This window comes from Parapedobacter composti, from assembly GCF_900112315.1.
GTDB lineage: Bacteria > Bacteroidota > Bacteroidia > Sphingobacteriales > Sphingobacteriaceae > Parapedobacter > Parapedobacter composti.
Genome location: NZ_FOLL01000002.1, coordinates 223891 through 242559 on the forward strand (window position 1 = coordinate 223891; position 18669 = coordinate 242559).

Below are 18669 nucleotides of genomic sequence, written 5' to 3' on the forward strand. Positions count from 1 at the left end.
AGACCTTTCATTTTAAAATGTCAGATTAATACCCAGCGTATAGGTGTTCAACATTGGGTAACCGTAACCATCGCCATCAGTTCCCGAAGTTGCCCGGAAATCCGTATCGCCGGCATGTATTACCTCGGGATCGAAATTTTTAGTGACACGGAACATAGGCGACCACGTATATAAATTCTCTCCGGCCAAGTAAACGTTTAACGCCTGCATTCCCAGTTTGGAGCAAATACGCGGACTGAAGGCATAGCTGATTTGCAAATTTTTCAATCTTACATAGGCTGCATTTTGCAGATACCGGTCATTGGTCACTGTCATGCTGCGATTGGCGTTTAGCGCCAAGTATCCACGATAACGTGGCCAATAGGCGTCTACATTTTGGTTCTCTTCAGTCCACACATTATCGCCCGTGTGCATGTTGAGCATATAGCCGTAGGGCCGGTTATATTGCCCCCAGAAATAAGCCGATTCCTTAGCGGGATACCAATGGCGCTGCCCCACGCCTTGAATGAAGGCGTTCAGCCCTATGCGGTTCCAAGAAAATCCTAAATTTACCCCGAACTGATAACGGGGGGTAGTATTGCCGATAATCGTACGATCACCCGGATCATCGACAGTATTCGCACCTGGAGTGATGGCCTGATCTCCATTCAAATCGGCAAATTTAAGATCTCCCGGCTTCAAAATGTTGCTGCCGGACACAATGATGCGCGATTGATCAACATGATTATCAATATCCTCCTGATCCCGGAACAACCCTAATATACGGTATCCCCAGATTTCGCCGATTTCCATCCCTTCATAATATGTCGATAACAGCTTATTGGGGTTATTGTATTTCGTTACCCAACTGCGGCTATCCCAAAGCATCGCTTTAACACTGTATTGGAAAGGCTTGTCTGCTAAGCTTCCCTGGTCGCGCCACTCCACCGATGCCTCCCAGCCCTTGGTTTTGAGGTCAGCATTATTGCCTCTCGGGATAGCGGCACCGAACACATGAGGCACTTCCGGTCCGACAGTGAACATATCTGTCGTATGGCGCTCGTAATAATCCAATATCACACTAAGCCTGTTGTTCAAGACCGTAAAATCCAATCCGATGTCATATGTTGTTGCCTTTTCCCACGTCAGGCTTCTCGGGATATTGGCCGGCGCATACGTATAGGTTTGCAACAGATCATCAATAATGAGTGAGCTCCGGTTAATGGGCATGGTGGGCAGATAAAGGTAGGGATCAACGTTACCGTTACCCAAGCCGCCCACCGAAAGGCGAAGCTTGAGGTCATTCAGCCATCCTGCTGTCGGCTGCATGAACCGCTCTTCATTAATCCGCCATGCAAGCGATGCAGAAGGGAAAAATCCCCACTGCTGGTTAGAAGGGAATTTCGACGTACCGTCGTAGCGCCCGCTGACTTCGACCAGGTATTTATCCTTATAGTTATAATTGCCACGGAAAAAGAGTCCCGCATACGCCCACTCGTAGCCCGCTTGGTCATTGATGTAATAATCACCGTCCATCAAGGCAAAACTAGGCTTTGTAGGATACAATAATCCCCGGCGGTATGTCCGGATATCGCGTGATCGGCGCTCTTCCATGTTCCATCCGGCCAACAGGTTCAGGCGATGGTCGGTCCCCGAAAATTTAGGGATGTAATTGGCGGTGGCGTTGAGCACCATATATTGATTGTCATACGAGTAATGCTCTAAAGAGCTGAACGTATGACGTGTTTTCTTAATAGAAGGCCCGGTGTAAAAGTCGTACATGTTTTCCACGCGCTGGCGCTCCGAATGATTGAAAAGATAAGTAAACTCGCCCTTAAATATCAATTGCTCAGGGATTGCGGTATAGGTTAATCCGGTAATATTCCGCAAGTCGAATTTTTGATTTTTCTGGTAGGATGTTCCTTCAACAAAGCCGGCCCAGCCGGTATATACCGCGGTTTCGGTCCAAGTGCCATCCAGATTGCGAACCATGGTCATCGGATAAGCTTGGTGCTCAAGCATCCGCGGAAGGAGTTGCCGGTCGTACATTACCATAGGTTGATGGATGTGCCGGCGGATAAAATCCATATTATTGTCAAGTACCAGCTTAGGGGTCAATTGGATTTGCCCTTTGGCGCGCACATTATACTGGTTGTAATCCTCATTGCCAGCATTATATATGCCTTCCTGATTGAAATAACGCCCAGACAAGTAATATTTAGCGCGATCTGTGCCGCCAGAAAGGCTCAAATTATGTTCGGTAGAAAGGTTGTAATCGCGATAAACAACATCGAACCAGTTGGTATTGCCGAAGTATTCGTATTCACCGGCGCTGTTAACCCTAATCTTCTCCAGCGTCGGGTCAGCATCGCGCTTGCGCAGTTCATTATACCATTCCGTACTGTATTTGAAAACATTGTTAATGCCGCCGGGCGGTGTCCCCAGATCCATGCCTTCCATGTATGCCTTATACCAGCCATCCGTCCATTGAAGACCGTTTGATATTATATTGTCTTCCATTTTAACAAGTCGCTGATGACGAGAAAGGCCACCGCTGTACGTAATTTTAGGTTTACCTTCGGCCGCCTTCTTGGTGGTAATCAGCACCACACCAAAAGCGCCGCGCGCACCGTAAACAGCTGCCGAGGAGGCATCTTTCAGGATACTGACACTTTCTACATCATCGGGGTTCACCGTCGTCATATCGCCTTCCACACCGTCAATCAGGATAAGTGCTCCTCCACCGGCCCCGATACTGCCCGTGCCACGAAGATTCAGCGTGGCTCCCCGAGACGGCTTGCCGTCACGCATGGTAATATTCAAGCCCGGCATCATGCCCTGCAGGGACCTTGAAATGTTCATGTTTCCTCTGTTCTGCAGCCGGTCGCCGCTGATTTGATCAACCGCGCCCACCAAATCTCGGCGTTTCATCGTTCCATACCCGACCACCACGACCTCTTCCAGACTGCGCTCTTCGGGCGACAACTGAACCTGCACCGAAGGCTGCCCATCGTAAACGATTTTCTGTGATTGATAGCCTACAAGGGTAAACGAGAGTTCATCTCCCCGGGCTATATCCAAGGAAAAGGCTCCATCCGCAGCTGTCACCGCCCCCGGTCCAGATCCGCCCCTGGTAACGGTAACACCCTGCAAAGGCCGTCCGCCATTGTCTGTCACATACCCGGTGACCCGGGCCGTTTGCTGGGCCAGTACTGTGGCACTCGTCAGCAAACAAAACATCATTAAATAGTAAATCTGCTTCGCCATTGTTTATGATATAATTATATTAAATGAATAATTTTATTAGGCGCGAGCTAAAGCACCCCACCTCAACAAGCGGCCTCAACGCTACATGGCAATTCACTTTCATTTGCTTACTTTTAAGGTTTATAATGTAAGACAAATTTAACAAAATAAAATTTTATAAAACAAGAAATTTAAATAAAATAAACAAAATATAATATACATTTAAACATTAATTAACATAAAACCTGTTGAATGCCGAACATCGTTTCAAAAAGTTAACTATTCTTTCCTTTTTAATTTCCCTTTATTCGCAAAATCCAGTAACATTGCCATAGCAATTCATTTCTGGAAGATTATGAAGAACATCACCAAGCGGCACCAGTTCATTCTGGAACGGCTCAAAGACAAAGGACAGATTACCATACCGGAGCTCATTGACCTTACGGAAGTATCGGGCGTCACGATTCGCAAGGACTTAAAATTCTTGGAAGACAAGGGGCTTATCTTTATCACCCGCGGCGGAGCGTCGCTCACAAACCCATATACCATTGACAGGCCCATCTATGAAAAGGCCACCATCAATGCGGAGCAGAAAAAGAGAATTGCACAGGCTGCTGTCAAACTAATCGGCCAGAATGATGCCATTATTATAGGCTCCGGCACCACCGCGTTTGAATTTGCCCACCAACTGCATCCGGCAACCCCATTGACGGTGATCACCCCCGCGGTGAGAGTGACGATGGAACTCTGCAACCGGCCAAACGTTGAAGTGCTCCAATTGGGTGGGCTTATCCGGCCTAACTCATCGTCTGTGGCCGGCTCCTATGCCGAGTATATGCTCGACCGCGTATCGTGCGGCGTTCTTTTCATCGGTGTCGATGGCATCGATCTTGACTTCGGATTTTCCATCAGCAATCTAACGGAAGCCAACATCAACCAGAAGATGATCAATACATCACAGGTGGTAGTGGTGTTGGCCGACAGCACCAAATTCGGCAAGCGCGGCATCGGAAAGATATGCGAACTGGAACAGGTCCAATACATTGTAACGGATAATGGTGTCTCTGAAACCTTCGTCAAAGAGCTGGAAGAACGCGGGCTGAAGGTCATCGTTGCCAAATAACCTGCAGGGCTTTCAATATTTGCGTTTCACCAGCAACACATCGTCATTTTCGAGGAGCAGGTATCCGTATTCATAACAAAACCGGTACTGCGCCCCGCTAGCGGTTTCGTAAATGTCTGTAATGTAATCAAAGTTAAACCCTTCGCCCACCAGCTTCCGCCACTTTACTTTCGTCTTGCCTCCGGGGTTAAGGGTTTCCAAGATTTTCCGGTTACGTTTTAGAATGGCGTTTACTTTACGGAGATAACTGTTTTCCGCACTGTTACGCCGGTTGTTGTAATTGTTGCGGCAAGCATCATCACAGAATTTCTTATCGGCACGCCCAACAAGCTGCGCTCCGCAATCCAAACATTTTCTTTCCATAACAGGATGTTTTTGTCTGACAGCGTATAAGATGATGCGATAAAAATAAGACTTTGCATGCATTTTTCATAGCTTTGCTCCATCACCCGCTATCCATGCGCATACTGATTATACATACCCACTACCAGGATCCCGGCGGAGAGGACGCTGTTTTCAGGCATGAGAAAGCATTGTTAGCCACCACGGAGGAAGTTTTTCCGCTGACTTTCCGGAACCGGAAGGGATGGCGGGGCGCATGGCAGACGCTATGGTCGCCCTGGAATGTATGGGCGGGCAACCGGGTGAAACGGGCCATCCGCAACTACCGGCCGGACATCGTCCATATCCATAACCTGCACTACGCCATTGGCCCCATTGCCATACGCATTGCCAAAAGATGCGGCCTTCCGGTAGTGATGACGCTGCATAATTACCGCCTATTATGCCCTTCAGCCACGTTGTTCCATAATGGCCGTTTGTTTACCGACAGCGTTCATGCGGCATTTCCCTGGAAAGCGGTACGTTTGGGCGTGCACAGCCATTCCGTTGTCAAGACATGGTGGCTTGCCGCCACCACCTGGCTGCACAAACGGCTGGGCACCTGGCTAATGGTAGACCGATATATCGTGTTAACGGTTTTTGCCCGGCAGTTGCTTGCCGGATCTGCACTGGGGCTACCCGCAGAAAAACTCGCCGTAAAACCCAATTTTGTCATGCCTCCTGATACCGCAGTGCCATCGCGCGGCAAGCATTTCCTGTTTGTCGGCAGGCTTTCCCCTGAAAAGGGCGTGGAAGTACTGCTGGATGCCTTTGCCGGCACGGACTGTCCGCTGCGTATTGCGGGGGATGGTCCCCTGCGCCGGTTGGTTGCGGACGCGGTGGCAAAAAACGCCAACATTAACTACCTGGGTTCGCTTGATCACGCGGAAATCCGCCGGGAACTGTTGTCCTGCACCGCTCTGGTATTTCCGTCCGTCTGGTACGAAGGCATGCCGATAACGCTGCTGGAGGCATTTTCCGGCGGCACTCCGGTCATTGCCAGTGATTTGGGCGCCATGCAGGTTATGGTAACGGACGGACAAACGGGATACCTTTTCGCGCCGGGAGATGCACGTGCATTACGCGAGAAAGTATATCAATGGACGCAACTGGACGCCGCCGGACGGGCGTACATGGAGGGCCAAGCGCGAGAAGAATATGAACGGCATTATACAGCAGCTAAAAACAGAACCCAGTTGCTGGAGATTTACGTATCGGCAATGCAATCTGCCAAAAAAAAGAAACTACAGCATCAAGCATAACATGATATGAATATACCGATGAAATTTCTCTGCCTTGTCATCCTATGGATAACTTTAGGCTGCCATTCCCAATCATCCGCTTTCCGCCGCGGGGAAAACCGCCCCAATATTGTGTTCATCCTGGCAGATGATCTCGGTTACGGCGATTTGGGGTGTTACGGCCAGCACATCATCAAGACCCCGCACCTGGACCGCCTGGCATCTGAAGGCATGCGCTTTACGCAATTCTACACCGGCGCCACCGTGTGTGCACCGTCACGTTCGGCCCTGCTAACCGGACAGCATACCGGCCACACCTACATCCGCGGAAATAAGGAAATGCAGCCGGAAGGGCAGGAACCCTTGGCCGATTCGGTACAGACGTTCGCCCAGTTGCTGCAAAAAGCCGGATATGTAACCGGCGCCTTCGGCAAATGGGGCCTGGGCATGGTGGGCACGGCCGGCGACCCGAACCGCAAGGGCTTCGACGAGTTCTTCGGTTACAATTGCCAGCGGCAATCGCATCGCTATTACCCCACTCACCTCTGGCATAATGCCAACAGAATCGTGCTGGAAGGCAACGACCTGACCCAGAAAATTCACTATGCACCGGCCATCATCCAGGAAAAAACATTGGCCTTTATTGAACAGCACCGGAATAAACCATTTTTCCTCTTCATGCCCATCGTATTGCCCCATGCCGAACTTCAAGGACCGGAAGATGAATATTACCGCCTGTATGACGGCGCATTTGAGGAAACCCCGCATAAAGGCAATGGCTACGGCCCAGGTGCTACGGTGGGTGGTTATGCTTCTGTGGATAAGCCCAGAGCTACTTATGCTGCCATGGTAAGCCGTCTTGATGGCTATGTGGGAGAGGTATTGCGCAAACTGGATGAACTTGGACTCGCGGAAAACACGATCGTGATGTTCGGCAGCGATAACGGACCCCACACCGAAGGCGGAGCCGACCCGCAATTCTTCCGCAGCGCGGGCGGGTTGCGCGGCGTTAAACGCGACCTTTATGAGGGTGGCATCCGCACACCTTTCCTCGTAAGATGGCCGGGAAAAGTGGCTGCCGGCAGCATATCTGAGCATGCGGGCGCGTTCTGGGATGTCATGCCCACGCTGGTAGAAATCGCCGGCGCGCCCCTGCCCCGGTATACGGACGGACTATCGTTCCTGCCGACCCTGCTCGGCCAGAACACCCAGCAGCGGCACCGGTACCTGTATTGGGAATTCCATGAGGGAGGCGGTAAACAGGCCGTGCGCATGGGGAAATGGAAAGGGGTGCGTCTGCAAGTGAAGGAAAATCCCCACACGCCGCTTGAACTTTACGACCTCTCCAACGACATGGCCGAACGCCATAATGTAGCCGACCAACATCCGGACATCGTTGCGCAGCTCCAACAAGCCATGGACGAAGCGCATCAGGAGAGTACCGTGTTTCCCCTGTTTTCCGGAACGAATAAAGACAAACACTAAAGCGACAGCGTTTCCGCCACACGCTGTGCTTCTTTCATCGCCCGGAAAAAGTTGCCGCTCCATATTTTCTTGATGTCCTCTTCGCTGTACCCGCGTTTCACAAGTTCATAGGTGATATTTCCCATCTCGCTAACGTCAAACATGCCGTCAACACCGCCTCCGCCGTCGAGGTCAGGCCCGATACCGACATAATCCACCCCCACCAGTTTCACAATATGATCAATATGGTCTACCACTTGCTCCAACGTAGCCAGGTCTTCAGGATAGCGCTCATTAATCTCCTTCAGGGCCGCAGTCCGTTCGGCCTGCTGCGCTTCTGTCAGCTCCACGCCGCGCGGGTACTTCTCGCGTAATGCCTGCATCGCCTTCGCCCGTTCGGGATTGCCGTCTTTCAGGTAGCCGCTCAACATATTCATCTGCACGACCCCGCCTTTGGCCGCTATCGCGCGAATCTGTTCGTCGGTCAAATTGCGTGGATGATCATACAACGCCCTCGCCGAACTGTGAGTGGCCACAATCGGAGCTTTCGAAAGCTCCAGGCAATCCCATACCGTCTCATCCGAGACATGCGACACATCGATGAGCATCCCCAGGCGGTTCATCTCTTTTACCACCTCCATGCCGAAAGGGCTGAGCCCACCATGTTCCGGCCCTTCAGGGTCAGTCGATGAATCGCAGATGTCATTGTTGCTCGTATGGCACAGGGTCATATACCGGGCGCCGAGGTCATAATACGTCTGCAATAACGAAAGGTCTTTACCGATAGCCCAGCCGTTTTCCACGGCGGTAAACACCGAAAATTTACCTGCCTGTTCCAATGCGACGGCGTCTTCGGGTGTGGTCGCCAGTCCGGCGATATCGGGGTAATCATTTGCTATTCCGTGCACAATATCAAAAAGCGCTAAGGCCCGGCGCTTAGCATCCGCGTAGCCTTCCGGCGTCCGCGGTCCCTGCCCGAGATATACCGCGAAGAACATGGCGTCCATTCCTCCCTTCTTTATGCGTGGAAAATCCACCTTGGATCCGGAGGTATGCGGGTCGTGTTCTTCGGTCAGATCGAAATCAGGGCGTGCGTGCATAAGCATGGGCAGGTCGCAATGCGTATCCAATGTCAAGGCGGCCGCGTGGATGGCTTCGGCTTTCGCCTTAAGGTCCGACTCCGTGTTGCTGCAGCGATGGAAAAATAACGATAGAACCGATAGGAGGCCACTCATAATAACGAACGAAGCTCTTTTTCTCATGAATTTTTTGTCTGTGGTTTAAAATTAAGCCCCTAAACTAAGCAAAACGCACCAGTTATGCCCTATTTTTTACAAAAATGTGGATGCGCCAGCCGGTTGCGTGCATGAAATAGTAGGGTCATATGCTTCCTCCCGTAACGAAATCAAGTAACTTCTGAAACCAACCCGCTTGTTTAGGGTCTTTCCTGCTCCCCCCATTGACGCCCTCTTGCTCTTGTATGTCAAGCAACACTGTTTGGGCGGGTAACACCATTTCCTGTTTCTTAAAAGCAAATTTCCTTTTCATAATAACTTGTATTAAAGACATTCCCTCCAATAGCGGAGATTAGGGGCAAAAGTGATGCATAGATGCAGGCCGTCCTACAACCACAGGTTTTAACCAATAAATTTGCTATCTTTTAGGCCATTAACGAATACCACATCTTGTGATATGGAAAAACAGCGCGCACTTGGGCGAATACATACGAGCGAAACGAGAAGAGCTAGAAATATCGCAGCAAGCTGTGGCGTTTGCATTAGGCATGTCTCAACCCGCCTATTCCAAAATCGAACGGGGTGAAACCGAAGTGAAGGCAAGCCAGCTTTACAAAATTGCCGCGTACCTCAGTTTGAGTATTTATGACCTATTGCCCGAGGCCTCGCAAGCGATGTGATGGGTGATTACCTCCTTGCTCCGTTGGTACACCGCATTCGCAAATGGTGGTACACCAAACGGATAAACAGGGCAACTGCCCGTAACAGCAATACCTCATATCGTTAATCACCCGCCTTTTCGGCAGGGATAACCCGCCCATGCCCCAAGCGGCGAAGCTTACAGAAACGTGGCAGATAGGTGGATTATACGTGGATTATACGTGGATCAGAGGTGACTAAACCGACATTCGGCCACAATGATGCAAAGACAGCGGCAAGTAGTCCATTAATCGCCAACGGTTAAAACCGTGGTTATACAAATTATTGTAACATCACACACGTTTTTCCGTCGAAGATTAGTAAACTTGCGCAACTAGTGATTGATCAACAACCGTTCTTTAACCCTCACAATTGCATAAATGAATAAACTGTTATCCTTAACGGCATGGATTGGCCTGCTGGTTTCCACCGGCTCTGTGGCAAATGCCCAAAACCGCATTGAATTCAAGGAGTTCAAGCTTGACAACGGCCTAACGGTACTGATGCACCGCGACAACACCACTCCGATTGTAGCGGTATCTGTAATGTACCATGTGGGCTCCAAAAATGAAAGACCAGACCGCACCGGATTTGCACACTTCTTTGAGCATCTGCTCTTTGAAGGCACGGAAAATATCGGCCGCGGTGAGTACATGAAGAAAATCGAGTCTATCGGGGGCACGCTCAATGCATTTACATCGAATGACGTCACCTATTACTATGAAGTGGTGCCCTCCAATTATCTCGAAACCGCCCTCTATATGGAAAGTGAGCGTATGCTGCACGCCAAGATAGATTCCACTGGCATTGCTACCCAACGGAGCGTCATCAAAGAAGAAAAGAAGCAATCCTACGACAACCGGCCTTATGGCACCATTTTGCAGGAAACCTTCAAGCGCACGCACCAAGTGCATCCATACAACTGGACGGTAATCGGTTCTACAGAGCACCTGGATGCCGCTACGCTGGATGAATTTATGCAGTTTTACCGCACCTATTATGTACCCAACAACGCTGTACTGTCCATTGCTGGCGACATTGATTATGCGCAAACAGAAGCATGGATAAGAACGTACTTCTCCGAAATACCTAAAGGTACCGGTACCATCAACCGCCCGAATGTAACCGAGCCTAAGCGTACCCAGGAGATCCGCGACGTGGTGTATGATAACATCCAGCTTCCGGCAGTCATCCAAGCCTATAACCTGCCGCCCAAGAAACACAAGGATAGCCCTGCGCTGGCTATGCTCTCCACCTACCTTACCGGTGGTAAAAGCTCGCTCCTTACCAAGGAGGTCGTAGATAAACAGCAGAAAGCGGTAGTCATCCAAGCATTCCCTTTGGATTTGGAAGACGGCGGACTGTTCCTGATGTTTGGGGTGGCGAATATGGGGATTGCCGCAGACAGTCTGGAACACGCTATTGACGAGCAAGTCAATAATGTTATTGCTAACGGAATTTCCGAAGCTGACTTCCAAAAACTTAAAGCGCAAATTGAAAATTCGGTGGTAAGCCGCCATGCTTCCGTGGCGGGTATTGCCCAAAGTCTGGCAGAAGCCAAAACCTTCTATGGTGATGCTGATGAAGTAAACAGGGCTATGGACAAGTACAATGAGGTGACCCGCCAGGACATTCAGCGGGTTGCCAAACAGTATCTTGGCAAAGACGGACGCGTTGTGCTGTACTACCTGCCGAAATCAGAGGAACCGAAACAATAACCGTTTAGTTGCACGCTAAAGAATCAACGACATGAAGAAAATCAGCATATATTTACTGACTTTTATTGGTACCTGCGCTGCGGCCATCGCGCAGGTAGATCGAAGCAAATACCCTGACCCGGGACCGGCCCCGCAGATTAATATCGGCGATCCGGCCACATTTACTTTGGCTAATGGCCTGAAGGTATTTGTTGTGGAAAACCATAAACTCCCACGCGTCACCTACTCGCTCGTGTTAGACCGCGATCCTATTCTGGAGGGTGATAAAGCGGGCCTGACATCGCTCATGGGCGACATGCTCCTCGGAGGCACGGCCTCCCGTAGCAAAGACGAACTCGACGAGGCCATCGATCGTATCGGCGCGCGCATCAACGCCTCGTCGACTTCGGCCAGTGCTTCGTCTCTGAAGAAATACAATGGCCAGCTGCTCGAACTGTTTGCCGATGTACTGTTTAATCCGGCATTCCCCCAAGCGGAGCTTGACAAGCTCAAAAAGCAAACGATCTCGTCGCTCGCTGCGGCCAAGGAAGACCCGAATAGCATTGTAAGCGTAGTGCGGAATGCCGCGATGTATGGCAAAGACCATCCTTATGGGGAAACCGAAACTGAAGAGACCGTGGAGAACCTGAATGTGGAAGATTTCAAGCAGTATTATCAAACGTATTTCAGGCCCAACATTGCTTATTTAGCCATCGTGGGCGACATCACGGTATCCGAAGCTAAAGATTTGGTAAATAAACACTTCGAAAACTGGCAGAAGGGCGAAGTGCCCACGCATGAATGGCCTGCGCCCAAAGCGCCGGCGGGAAATAAAGTGGTGTTGGTTAACCGTCCGGCGAGTGCCCAGTCAGTCATCAACGTGGGGTATCCGCTTGATTTGAAGCCGAACAATCCTGACGTAATCGCTGCCAGCGTGGTGAGCCGTGTACTTGGGGGCGGCTCATCGGGCCGCCTATTCCTCAACCTGCGTGAAGATAAGGGATACACCTATGGAGCTTATGGCGGTATTAACCCCGGAAAACTGGTGGGCACCATCAATACCAGCGCCAGCGTGGGCACCGCCGTGACTGACAGCGCCACGCAGGAGTTTATCCATGAACTGAAAAGGCTGAGTGAAAAAACCATTACGCAGGAGGAGCTCGATTTGGCCAAAGCGGCCTTAGCAGGCAGTTTCGGACGATCCCTCGAACAGCCGGCAACCATCGCCAACTTCGCCATCAACACGGAGCTGCAAAAGCTTCCCAAAGATTACTATAAAAATTACCTGAAAAACCTCGATGCCATCACCCTCGAACAGGTCAACAACATCGCCGCCAAATATGTTCAGGGAGATAATCTGCAAATCACCATCGTGGGGAAAACGGATGATTTTGCCGGCAAAATGGAACGCTTCGGGGATGTACAGTTTTATACCGTAACGGGCGACCCTGAGGTGAAAAAAGAAATTACCGACACGGATATCACGGCGGAACGTATTATAGCGAAATATATTGACGCCATAGGCGGCCGCGAAAATCTGATGGCCGTGAACACCTTGAAGCTTATCAGCGAAGCCGAAATACAGGGAATGACCATCACGATCGAACAATTGGTGGATAAAGAAAAAGGCCGCGCCGTTCAAAACACCAAACTCGGCGATCAAACGTTGTCCAAGGTGCTTGTAACTCCGGATAAGGTAACCGTATCTGCTCAGGGCCAAACGCAAGAGTTGCCTGCTGAAGCGGCTTCGGCCTATCAGGCATTGCTGGATATTTTTCCTGAACTGACCTACGAAGAACGCCGTGTAACGCTGGCGTTGGATGGCATCGGCCAAGTGAACGGCGAGGACGCCTACAAAGTGAAGGTAACCCAAGGTGAAACGACATCCGTGGAGTACTTCAGCGTGGCCTCCGGCCTGAAACTGAAAACGGAAAGCCCGCTATCCGGCGAAACCACCGTGGATAAATACACCGCTTACGACGGTATCCAGATGCCGGCTGCCGTTACCGTGGCCAACCAGATGATACCCATGCCACTGAAAGCGATAACCAAGGAGGTGGTCATTAACGGCACCATTGCAGATGAAGAACTGAAGTAGCCCGGAGGGGGCGGGGGGCTATCAACATCAAAACCTGATAAATTCTTCTATCTGCTCGCCCGTAAACCGGACCGTGTCTTCTTTGTATAGGTTGCCATCGGTATCGAATTCATTGACGATATAGGGAATGTGGATGCGCAGCGGTAATACGTTCAGGCGCACATAGTGGCAAACGCCCGTAAAATGGTCAATACCACGGATGTTTCCATACCTCCCACTGGACAATCCCACCAGGGCAGCTTTTTTGTTGAAAAAACTGTCGGGAAACTTACAGGCATCCACAAATGTCTTTAAAATGCCGGGAAAGCTTCCGTTGTATTCCGGAATCACGAAGATGAACTTCTCCGTAGCCAGAATCCGTTCCTGATAAGGTTGGAACGCATCGCTCCGGTTTTTATACATGTCTGCCGAGATGAAATCGGCAGACAGTTCCGCGAGCGAAAGGATATGCGCTGCCACGCCCCGTTCCTTCAGTTTGTACTGATAATAACGGGAAAGTTTCAGCGTATTACTATGCGGTCGGTTTGTCCCGGATATGATTGTAACCATGGCAACATGAATTTAAAAACACAGGTTTCTGCACAAAAACACGTAATTGTTCGTATCTTAGCCCCTCGTATTCTGACCTGTTGAAATGCCCCAAAAGTACGAATTAACATCCACTTTTGGATGCATAACAGGCAATGTTTACGTAGGTTAGCACGTTTTCATGTAGATTATTTTTATCTTCATCCATGGGTAAAATCATTGCAATAGCCAATCAAAAAGGGGGAGTAGGCAAGACCACCACATCCATTAACCTGGCGGCCAGCTTGGCGGTACTGGAATACAAGACGCTGCTGGTAGACGCCGATCCGCAAGCCAACTCGACCTCCGGAATCGGGTTTGACCCGCGGGCCATTAAATCCAGCGTATACGAATGCTTGATAAACGGCCTTGACCCGCATGAGGCTATCCAGCACACGGAAACGCCAAACCTCGATTTGCTGCCGGCACATATCGACCTCGTAGGCGCAGAAATCGAAATGATAAACCTGCATGAACGGGAATACAAAATGCGGCATGTGCTGGACCAGGTAAAGAATGAGTACGACTTTATTGTCATTGACTGTTCACCTTCACTGGGCCTGATCACCATAAATGCGCTCTCTGCATCAAACTCGGTTATCATTCCGGTGCAGTGTGAATATTTCGCGCTTGAGGGGCTGGGCAAATTGCTCAATACGATCAAGATTGTGCAGAACCGGCTTAACACTGCCCTTGAAATTGAGGGTATTTTACTGACGATGTATGACGTACGGCTCCGCTTGTCCAATCAGGTAGTGGAAGAGGTCAAGTCGCATTTCACCGAACTGGTCTTCGACACCATCATCCAGCGCAATACCCGGCTAAGCGAGGCACCGAGCTTCGGTATATCCGTCATCATGCATGATGCCAACAGCAAAGGTGCCATTAACTACCTCAATCTGGCCCGGGAAATTCTACAGAAAAACAACCTTAGTAAAGAAGAAAAAGAACAAGTTAGCGTATAGTACGACATGGCAGCACAACAACGGAAAATAGGTTTGGGTAAGGGATTAAGTGCACTGCTCGACGATTCGGAGGAAGTAATAAAGCGCCCGGCAGAACAAAAACCGGTAGGTGATGTACCTACCCAGAAAACCGCGGGCACCATCAGTGCGGTCAGTATTTCGCGGATTGCCATCAATCCGTTCCAGCCGCGAACGGACTTCGATGAGGAAGCGTTGCGCGAATTGGCAGACTCCATCAGACTGCAGGGGCTTATACAACCCATCACCGTTCGCCAAGCCGCCGATGGCACTTACCAGCTGATTAGCGGTGAACGGCGGCTGCGGGCCGCCAAACTGGCAGGACTCACCGAAATTCCAGCATATATCCGTACAGCCGACGACCAGCAGATGCTGGAAATGGCACTTATTGAAAATATCCAACGGGAAAACCTGAACGCCATCGAGGTGGCGCTGAGCTTCCAGCGGATGATTGAGGAATGCAACCTTAAGCAGGAAGAACTGGGCGAACGGGTGAGCAAGAACCGTTCAACGGTAACCAACTACCTGCGGTTGCTGAAGCTGCCGCCCGTTATCCAGGCTGCTATCCGCGATGGGCAGATCTCCATGGGCCATGCCCGGGCTTTAATTAACGTGCCGGAAATTGACAAGCAGCTTTATATTTTCCGGGAAGTCGTTAAACGGGACCTATCTGTCCGGAAAACGGAAGAACTTGTGCGCGAGGTGCAGCAGCATGCCAACCGGCAAACCAACAAACCACAGAAAACCCCGCTTTCTTTTCAGTACCAGAAGGTAGAAGATGATCTGGCTTCCAAGTTCGCCACCCGGGTGAAGCTGAAAGTTTCCGGCAAAAAAGGCAGCGGTGCCATTGAAATTCCTTTCCATTCTGAAGACGACCTGAACAGAATCCTGGAATTATTAGACTGGTGATGAATCGCGTTATCCTTATCCTGCTGCTGGCCTTCGGGATAACTGCAACCCTTTGGGCGCAGGAGCCGGACAGCCTGCGGCGGGGCACGGTTCCGGCAATGGCCGACACCGTACAGCAGGACAGCCTCCCGGTAACCAGTACTGCCGATACCGCGGAAACGCGCCGGGAACGAAGGCAACGTGAACGGCAAGAAAAGGAAGCGAAAGCACAGGAAGAGGTAATTTTCAAAGACTCCGCAAGGCTGGTGCTCGAAGCGCTTTCGGCGAAAGCCTGGAAACGCTCACTGGTGATTCCGGGCTGGGGGCAATATACCAATGGCGGTTTATGGTGGATTAAAGTACCTGTGATTTACGGCGGCTTTGTGAGTGCGGGATTGGTCTTTGAATTTAATAACCGGTATTACCGTGAGATCTTACGCGAAGTACAATACCGCGTGGAAAACAACCATGCCCAACCACCTAACACCCGGTATCCGCACCTTCCGGCCGAAAGCTGGGCTACCGAGCGCATGATTTCCGCAAAAGACTATTACCGCAGAAACCGTGACCTTACCGTGCTGGTAACTGCCGGCTGGTGGGGCCTGCAAGTGGTGGAGGCCTACGTCAATTCCATGCTTAAGTACCGGTGGGACGTTAGCGACGACCTGGGGTTTAAGGTTACCCCTACCCTAATCTCGCAACCAGTAAATGCATTTGCTTACAAACAGCCTTATGCCGTCGGATTCAAAATCGGGCTTCAATTTTAAAATTACGGCATCAGATGTTAGATTTACCAATTAGTTTTACGATTTTGGACAACCTTTTAGATTTTTGACTTTAGCGTTATAACATATTCATGAACATTGCATTACTCGGATACGGTAAAATGGGGCAGCTTATTGAGCGATTTGCCCTGCAGCGCGGCCATCACATCCACCTCATCGTGGACGAAAATAACCGCAGCAACATCGGCGTGACCGATATGGAAGGCGCTGATATTGCGATAGATTTCAGCAGGCCGGAAGCGGCGGTAGCGAATATCGACCTATGTTTTGAGGCCAGTGTACCCATTGTAGTGGGCACCACGGGCTGGTACGAACAATTGGCTGAAGTGAGAAAAAAATGCCTTGACGGTAACAAATCCATGCTGTATGGCTCTAACTTCAGTATCGGCGTGAATATCTTTTTTCACATCAACAAACTGCTGGCAGCCGTAATGAATCCGTACAAGCAATATGACGTGCAGGTAGAAGAAATACATCACACCCAGAAACTGGATGCACCGAGCGGTACGGCCATCACCATCGCCGAGGGGATAATCGCGCATACAGACACGAAGTCTGAGTGGATTAACAACCTTATTGGCGAAGGTGAGGAACAGATACCAAAAGCAAACCAGCTCCTGATTGAAAGCCATCGGATTGACGATGTGCCGGGCACGCATACGGTACTCTATAGTTCTGAGGTAGACCAGATTGAGTTTAAACATACCGCCCATAGCCGTGCGGGATTTGCGCTTGGCGCGGTGATTGCCGCAGAGTGGCTGTCCGGAAAAACAGGATTTTACCAAGTAACTGAAATGTTTAACTTTGGCCAGTCGTCATAAATAACAGTAAATTTTAACATACCGTTCCAACCATGGGATATATCGTTTTCACCATTCTTCTTATTTTCGTCCATATTGGCCTATGGAAGCTATTTATTAAAGCCGGACGCAAGGGATGGGAATCATTGATACCGCTATACAGGGAGTTTGTTATCGCTAAACACATTACCGGGCACCCCGGCTGGTGGATTGCGTTATTGCTTATCCCCATCGTTAATATCTTTATCTTCTTCGGCTTGCACCTCGACCTGGTCAAGAGTTTTGGCAAGCGCCGGTTCTGGGAGTATGCGGCAACCATCTTGGTGCCCTTTGTGGTACTTCCCTGGTGGGGCAACGATCCGAAAGTGGTGTACCTCGGCCAATCTTTTACGCCGGAGTTCAAAGAGAAATACCCCTACAAAAAATCAGTAGCACGTGAATGGGCAGATGCCATTGTTTTCGCGGTGGTAGCGGCTACCTTGATCAGGAGCTTCCTCATTGAAGCGTATATGATCCCGACGGGCTCTATGGAAAAGAGCCTTATGGTGGGCGACTTTCTGTTCGTAAGCAAACTGAATTACGGACCGAGGGTGCCCATGACGCCCGTTGCGTTTCCCTTTGCCCATCATACCATGCCGTTAACGGGTGGCAAAGCATATTGGGAAGGCATCCAGCTGGACTACAAACGCCTGCCGGGGTTTCAGCAGATCAAACGTAACGATGTGGTGGTATTCAACTATCCCATGGAGGCCGACCCTCCATTCAACCGCCCGATTGACAAGCGTGAAAATTACATCAAACGCGCCGTGGGTATTCCGGGAGATACCATATCGCTTCGGGGAGCGGTGCTTTACGTAAACGGGCAGAAAGGTTTTGAGCCGCCGCACGGGCAACTGGACTATTACGTATATACAGACGGTTCCGGATTAAACCCCCAACGGCTGCTTGATATGCGCATCGACTATGATAGCAGGGCACGGGAACCGTACAGGCTTTTCCTTACTGAGGAGGCATATCAGGAAGTCAAAAGCTGGGCAAACGTAACGAAAATCGTACCTAATATCAGCCACCAAGACGCACGGGAACCAGGGACATTCCCGAACAGTCAGCTTTATAATTGGAACATCGATAATTTCGGACCCGTCATCGTACCGCAGAAGGGATGGACAATATCGCTCGACAGCCTGACTTATCCGATTTATGAACGGGCCATACGTGTGTATGAAGGCAATGAGCTGGAAAGCCGGAGTGATGGTTTTTACCTCAACGGTGTCAAAGCGGACAGCTATACCTTTACGATGGACTATTATTGGATGATGGGCGACAACCGCCATAACTCACAGGACGCCCGTACATGGGGCTTCGTGCCGGAAGATCATATCGTGGGCAAAGCCCTGTTTGTATGGCTAAGCTGGGACCAAGACGGTACTTTCTTCAGTAAAATCCGCTGGAACAGGTTGTTCATGGGTATAAAGTAAGCTGG

16 protein-coding genes are annotated in these 18669 nt (G+C 50.3%); 11 read left to right on the plus strand and 5 right to left on the minus strand.

Annotation, left to right across the window (positions count from 1 at the left end; all coding sequences use genetic code 11):
* Positions 1 to 12: 12 nt before the first annotated feature.
* Positions 13 to 3246, minus strand: a complete 3234-nt coding sequence (locus BM030_RS04045; RefSeq protein ID WP_090971405.1) for a SusC/RagA family TonB-linked outer membrane protein — start codon at positions 3244 to 3246, stop codon at positions 13 to 15.
* A 334-nt stretch (positions 3247 to 3580) separates the two neighbouring features.
* Between BM030_RS04045 and BM030_RS04050 the strand changes: the two genes are divergently transcribed.
* Complete coding sequence (locus BM030_RS04050) at positions 3581 to 4348, plus strand: DeoR/GlpR family DNA-binding transcription regulator (RefSeq protein ID WP_090971407.1); 768 nt, start codon at positions 3581 to 3583, stop codon at positions 4346 to 4348.
* A 12-nt stretch (positions 4349 to 4360) separates the two neighbouring features.
* Here the strand turns inward: BM030_RS04050 and BM030_RS04055 are convergent, their stop codons facing one another.
* Positions 4361 to 4711, minus strand: a complete 351-nt coding sequence (locus BM030_RS04055) for a hypothetical protein (protein WP_090971701.1) — start codon at positions 4709 to 4711, stop codon at positions 4361 to 4363.
* 53 nt (positions 4712 to 4764) lie between these two features.
* Between BM030_RS04055 and BM030_RS04060 the strand changes: the two genes are divergently transcribed.
* Positions 4765 to 5991 carry a glycosyltransferase family 4 protein gene (locus BM030_RS04060; protein WP_139215807.1) on the plus strand — a complete coding sequence of 409 codons (1227 nt, stop codon included), beginning with the start codon at positions 4765 to 4767 and terminating at the stop codon, positions 5989 to 5991.
* An 18-nt stretch (positions 5992 to 6009) separates the two neighbouring features.
* Positions 6010 to 7455, plus strand: coding sequence for an arylsulfatase (locus BM030_RS04065; protein ID WP_090971411.1), 1446 nt, complete (start codon positions 6010 to 6012; stop codon positions 7453 to 7455).
* Here the strand turns inward: BM030_RS04065 and BM030_RS04070 are convergent.
* Together BM030_RS04070 and BM030_RS19810 are read right to left on the minus strand one after the other, a co-directional pair.
* The gene (locus BM030_RS04070) at positions 7452 to 8696 is read right to left on the minus strand and encodes a dipeptidase (protein ID WP_090971413.1); all 1245 of its coding nucleotides are present in this window, start codon (positions 8694 to 8696) and stop codon (positions 7452 to 7454) included. The two genes, BM030_RS04065 and BM030_RS04070, sit on opposite strands and share 4 nt — an antisense overlap.
* A 118-nt stretch (positions 8697 to 8814) precedes the next feature.
* Positions 8815 to 8982: a hypothetical protein gene (locus tag BM030_RS19810; protein ID WP_170845629.1), complete on the minus strand. Its 168-nt coding sequence runs from the start codon at positions 8980 to 8982 to the stop codon at positions 8815 to 8817.
* 139 nt (positions 8983 to 9121) lie between these two features.
* Here BM030_RS19810 and BM030_RS04080 point away from each other — a divergent pair, with 139 nt between their 5' ends.
* The 3 genes from BM030_RS04080 to BM030_RS04090 all read left to right on the plus strand — a co-directional run bounded on the left by BM030_RS04080 (position 9122) and on the right by BM030_RS04090 (position 13163).
* Positions 9122 to 9349, plus strand: a complete 228-nt coding sequence (locus BM030_RS04080; protein ID WP_244518666.1) for a helix-turn-helix domain-containing protein — start codon at positions 9122 to 9124, stop codon at positions 9347 to 9349.
* A 399-nt stretch (positions 9350 to 9748) separates the two neighbouring features.
* Positions 9749 to 11086: a M16 family metallopeptidase gene (locus tag BM030_RS04085; protein WP_090971416.1), complete on the plus strand. Its 1338-nt coding sequence runs from the start codon at positions 9749 to 9751 to the stop codon at positions 11084 to 11086.
* A 31-nt stretch (positions 11087 to 11117) separates the two neighbouring features.
* Positions 11118 to 13163 (plus strand): M16 family metallopeptidase, encoded by a 2046-nt coding sequence (locus BM030_RS04090; protein ID WP_090971418.1) that lies wholly within the window; start codon positions 11118 to 11120, stop codon positions 13161 to 13163.
* A 27-nt stretch (positions 13164 to 13190) separates the two neighbouring features.
* On the opposite strand, the gene BM030_RS04095 is transcribed toward BM030_RS04090, so the two are convergent.
* The gene (locus BM030_RS04095; protein WP_090971420.1) at positions 13191 to 13712 is read right to left on the minus strand and encodes an NADPH-dependent FMN reductase; all 522 of its coding nucleotides are present in this window, start codon (positions 13710 to 13712) and stop codon (positions 13191 to 13193) included.
* Positions 13713 to 13897: 185 nt separating this feature from the next.
* On the opposite strand from BM030_RS04095, the gene BM030_RS04100 reads away from it, so the two are divergent.
* From BM030_RS04100 to lepB, 5 genes are all read left to right on the plus strand, one after another.
* On the plus strand, positions 13898 to 14695 hold the full coding sequence (locus tag BM030_RS04100; protein ID WP_090971423.1) for a ParA family protein: 798 nt from the start codon (positions 13898 to 13900) through the stop codon (positions 14693 to 14695).
* Positions 14696 to 14701: 6 nt separating this feature from the next.
* Complete coding sequence (locus BM030_RS04105; RefSeq protein ID WP_090971425.1) at positions 14702 to 15622, plus strand: ParB/RepB/Spo0J family partition protein; 921 nt, start codon at positions 14702 to 14704, stop codon at positions 15620 to 15622.
* Positions 15622 to 16368, plus strand: coding sequence for a DUF5683 domain-containing protein (locus BM030_RS04110; protein WP_090971428.1), 747 nt, complete (start codon positions 15622 to 15624; stop codon positions 16366 to 16368). Before BM030_RS04105 ends, BM030_RS04110 begins: the two co-directional genes overlap by 1 nt.
* Positions 16369 to 16457: 89 nt before the next feature.
* Entirely contained in the window at positions 16458 to 17207 is a 750-nt protein-coding gene (gene dapB, locus BM030_RS04115) for a 4-hydroxy-tetrahydrodipicolinate reductase (protein WP_090971429.1), read from the plus strand.
* Positions 17208 to 17239: 32 nt separating this feature from the next.
* A complete protein-coding gene (gene lepB / locus BM030_RS04120) occupies positions 17240 to 18664 on the plus strand; it encodes a signal peptidase I (RefSeq protein WP_090971431.1) in 1425 nt (474 codons plus the stop codon).
* Positions 18665 to 18669: the final 5 nt, after the last annotated feature.

Bases quoted from the DNA above. Each gene is read 5' to 3' on its own strand.
- lepB (WP_090971431.1), top strand. From the start codon at position 17,240: ATGGGATATATCGTTTTCACCATTCTTCTTATTTTCGTCCATATTGGC.
- BM030_RS04105 (WP_090971425.1), top strand. From the start codon at position 14,702: ATGGCAGCACAACAACGGAAAATAGGTTTGGGTAAGGGATTAAGTGCA.
- BM030_RS04070 (WP_090971413.1), bottom strand. From the start codon at position 8,696: ATGAGAAAAAGAGCTTCGTTCGTTATTATGAGTGGCCTCCTATCGGTT.
- BM030_RS04095 (WP_090971420.1), bottom strand. From the start codon at position 13,712: ATGGTTACAATCATATCCGGGACAAACCGACCGCATAGTAATACGCTG.
- dapB (WP_090971429.1), top strand. From the start codon at position 16,458: ATGAACATTGCATTACTCGGATACGGTAAAATGGGGCAGCTTATTGAG.
- BM030_RS04100 (WP_090971423.1), top strand. From the start codon at position 13,898: ATGGGTAAAATCATTGCAATAGCCAATCAAAAAGGGGGAGTAGGCAAG.
- BM030_RS19810 (WP_170845629.1), bottom strand. From the start codon at position 8,982: ATGAAAAGGAAATTTGCTTTTAAGAAACAGGAAATGGTGTTACCCGCC.
- BM030_RS04045 (WP_090971405.1), bottom strand. From the start codon at position 3,246: ATGGCGAAGCAGATTTACTATTTAATGATGTTTTGTTTGCTGACGAGT.
- BM030_RS04050 (WP_090971407.1), top strand. From the start codon at position 3,581: ATGAAGAACATCACCAAGCGGCACCAGTTCATTCTGGAACGGCTCAAA.
- BM030_RS04085 (WP_090971416.1), top strand. From the start codon at position 9,749: ATGAATAAACTGTTATCCTTAACGGCATGGATTGGCCTGCTGGTTTCC.
- BM030_RS04065 (WP_090971411.1), top strand. From the start codon at position 6,010: ATGAAATTTCTCTGCCTTGTCATCCTATGGATAACTTTAGGCTGCCAT.
- BM030_RS04090 (WP_090971418.1), top strand. From the start codon at position 11,118: ATGAAGAAAATCAGCATATATTTACTGACTTTTATTGGTACCTGCGCT.
- BM030_RS04110 (WP_090971428.1), top strand. From the start codon at position 15,622: ATGAATCGCGTTATCCTTATCCTGCTGCTGGCCTTCGGGATAACTGCA.
- BM030_RS04055 (WP_090971701.1), bottom strand. From the start codon at position 4,711: ATGGAAAGAAAATGTTTGGATTGCGGAGCGCAGCTTGTTGGGCGTGCC.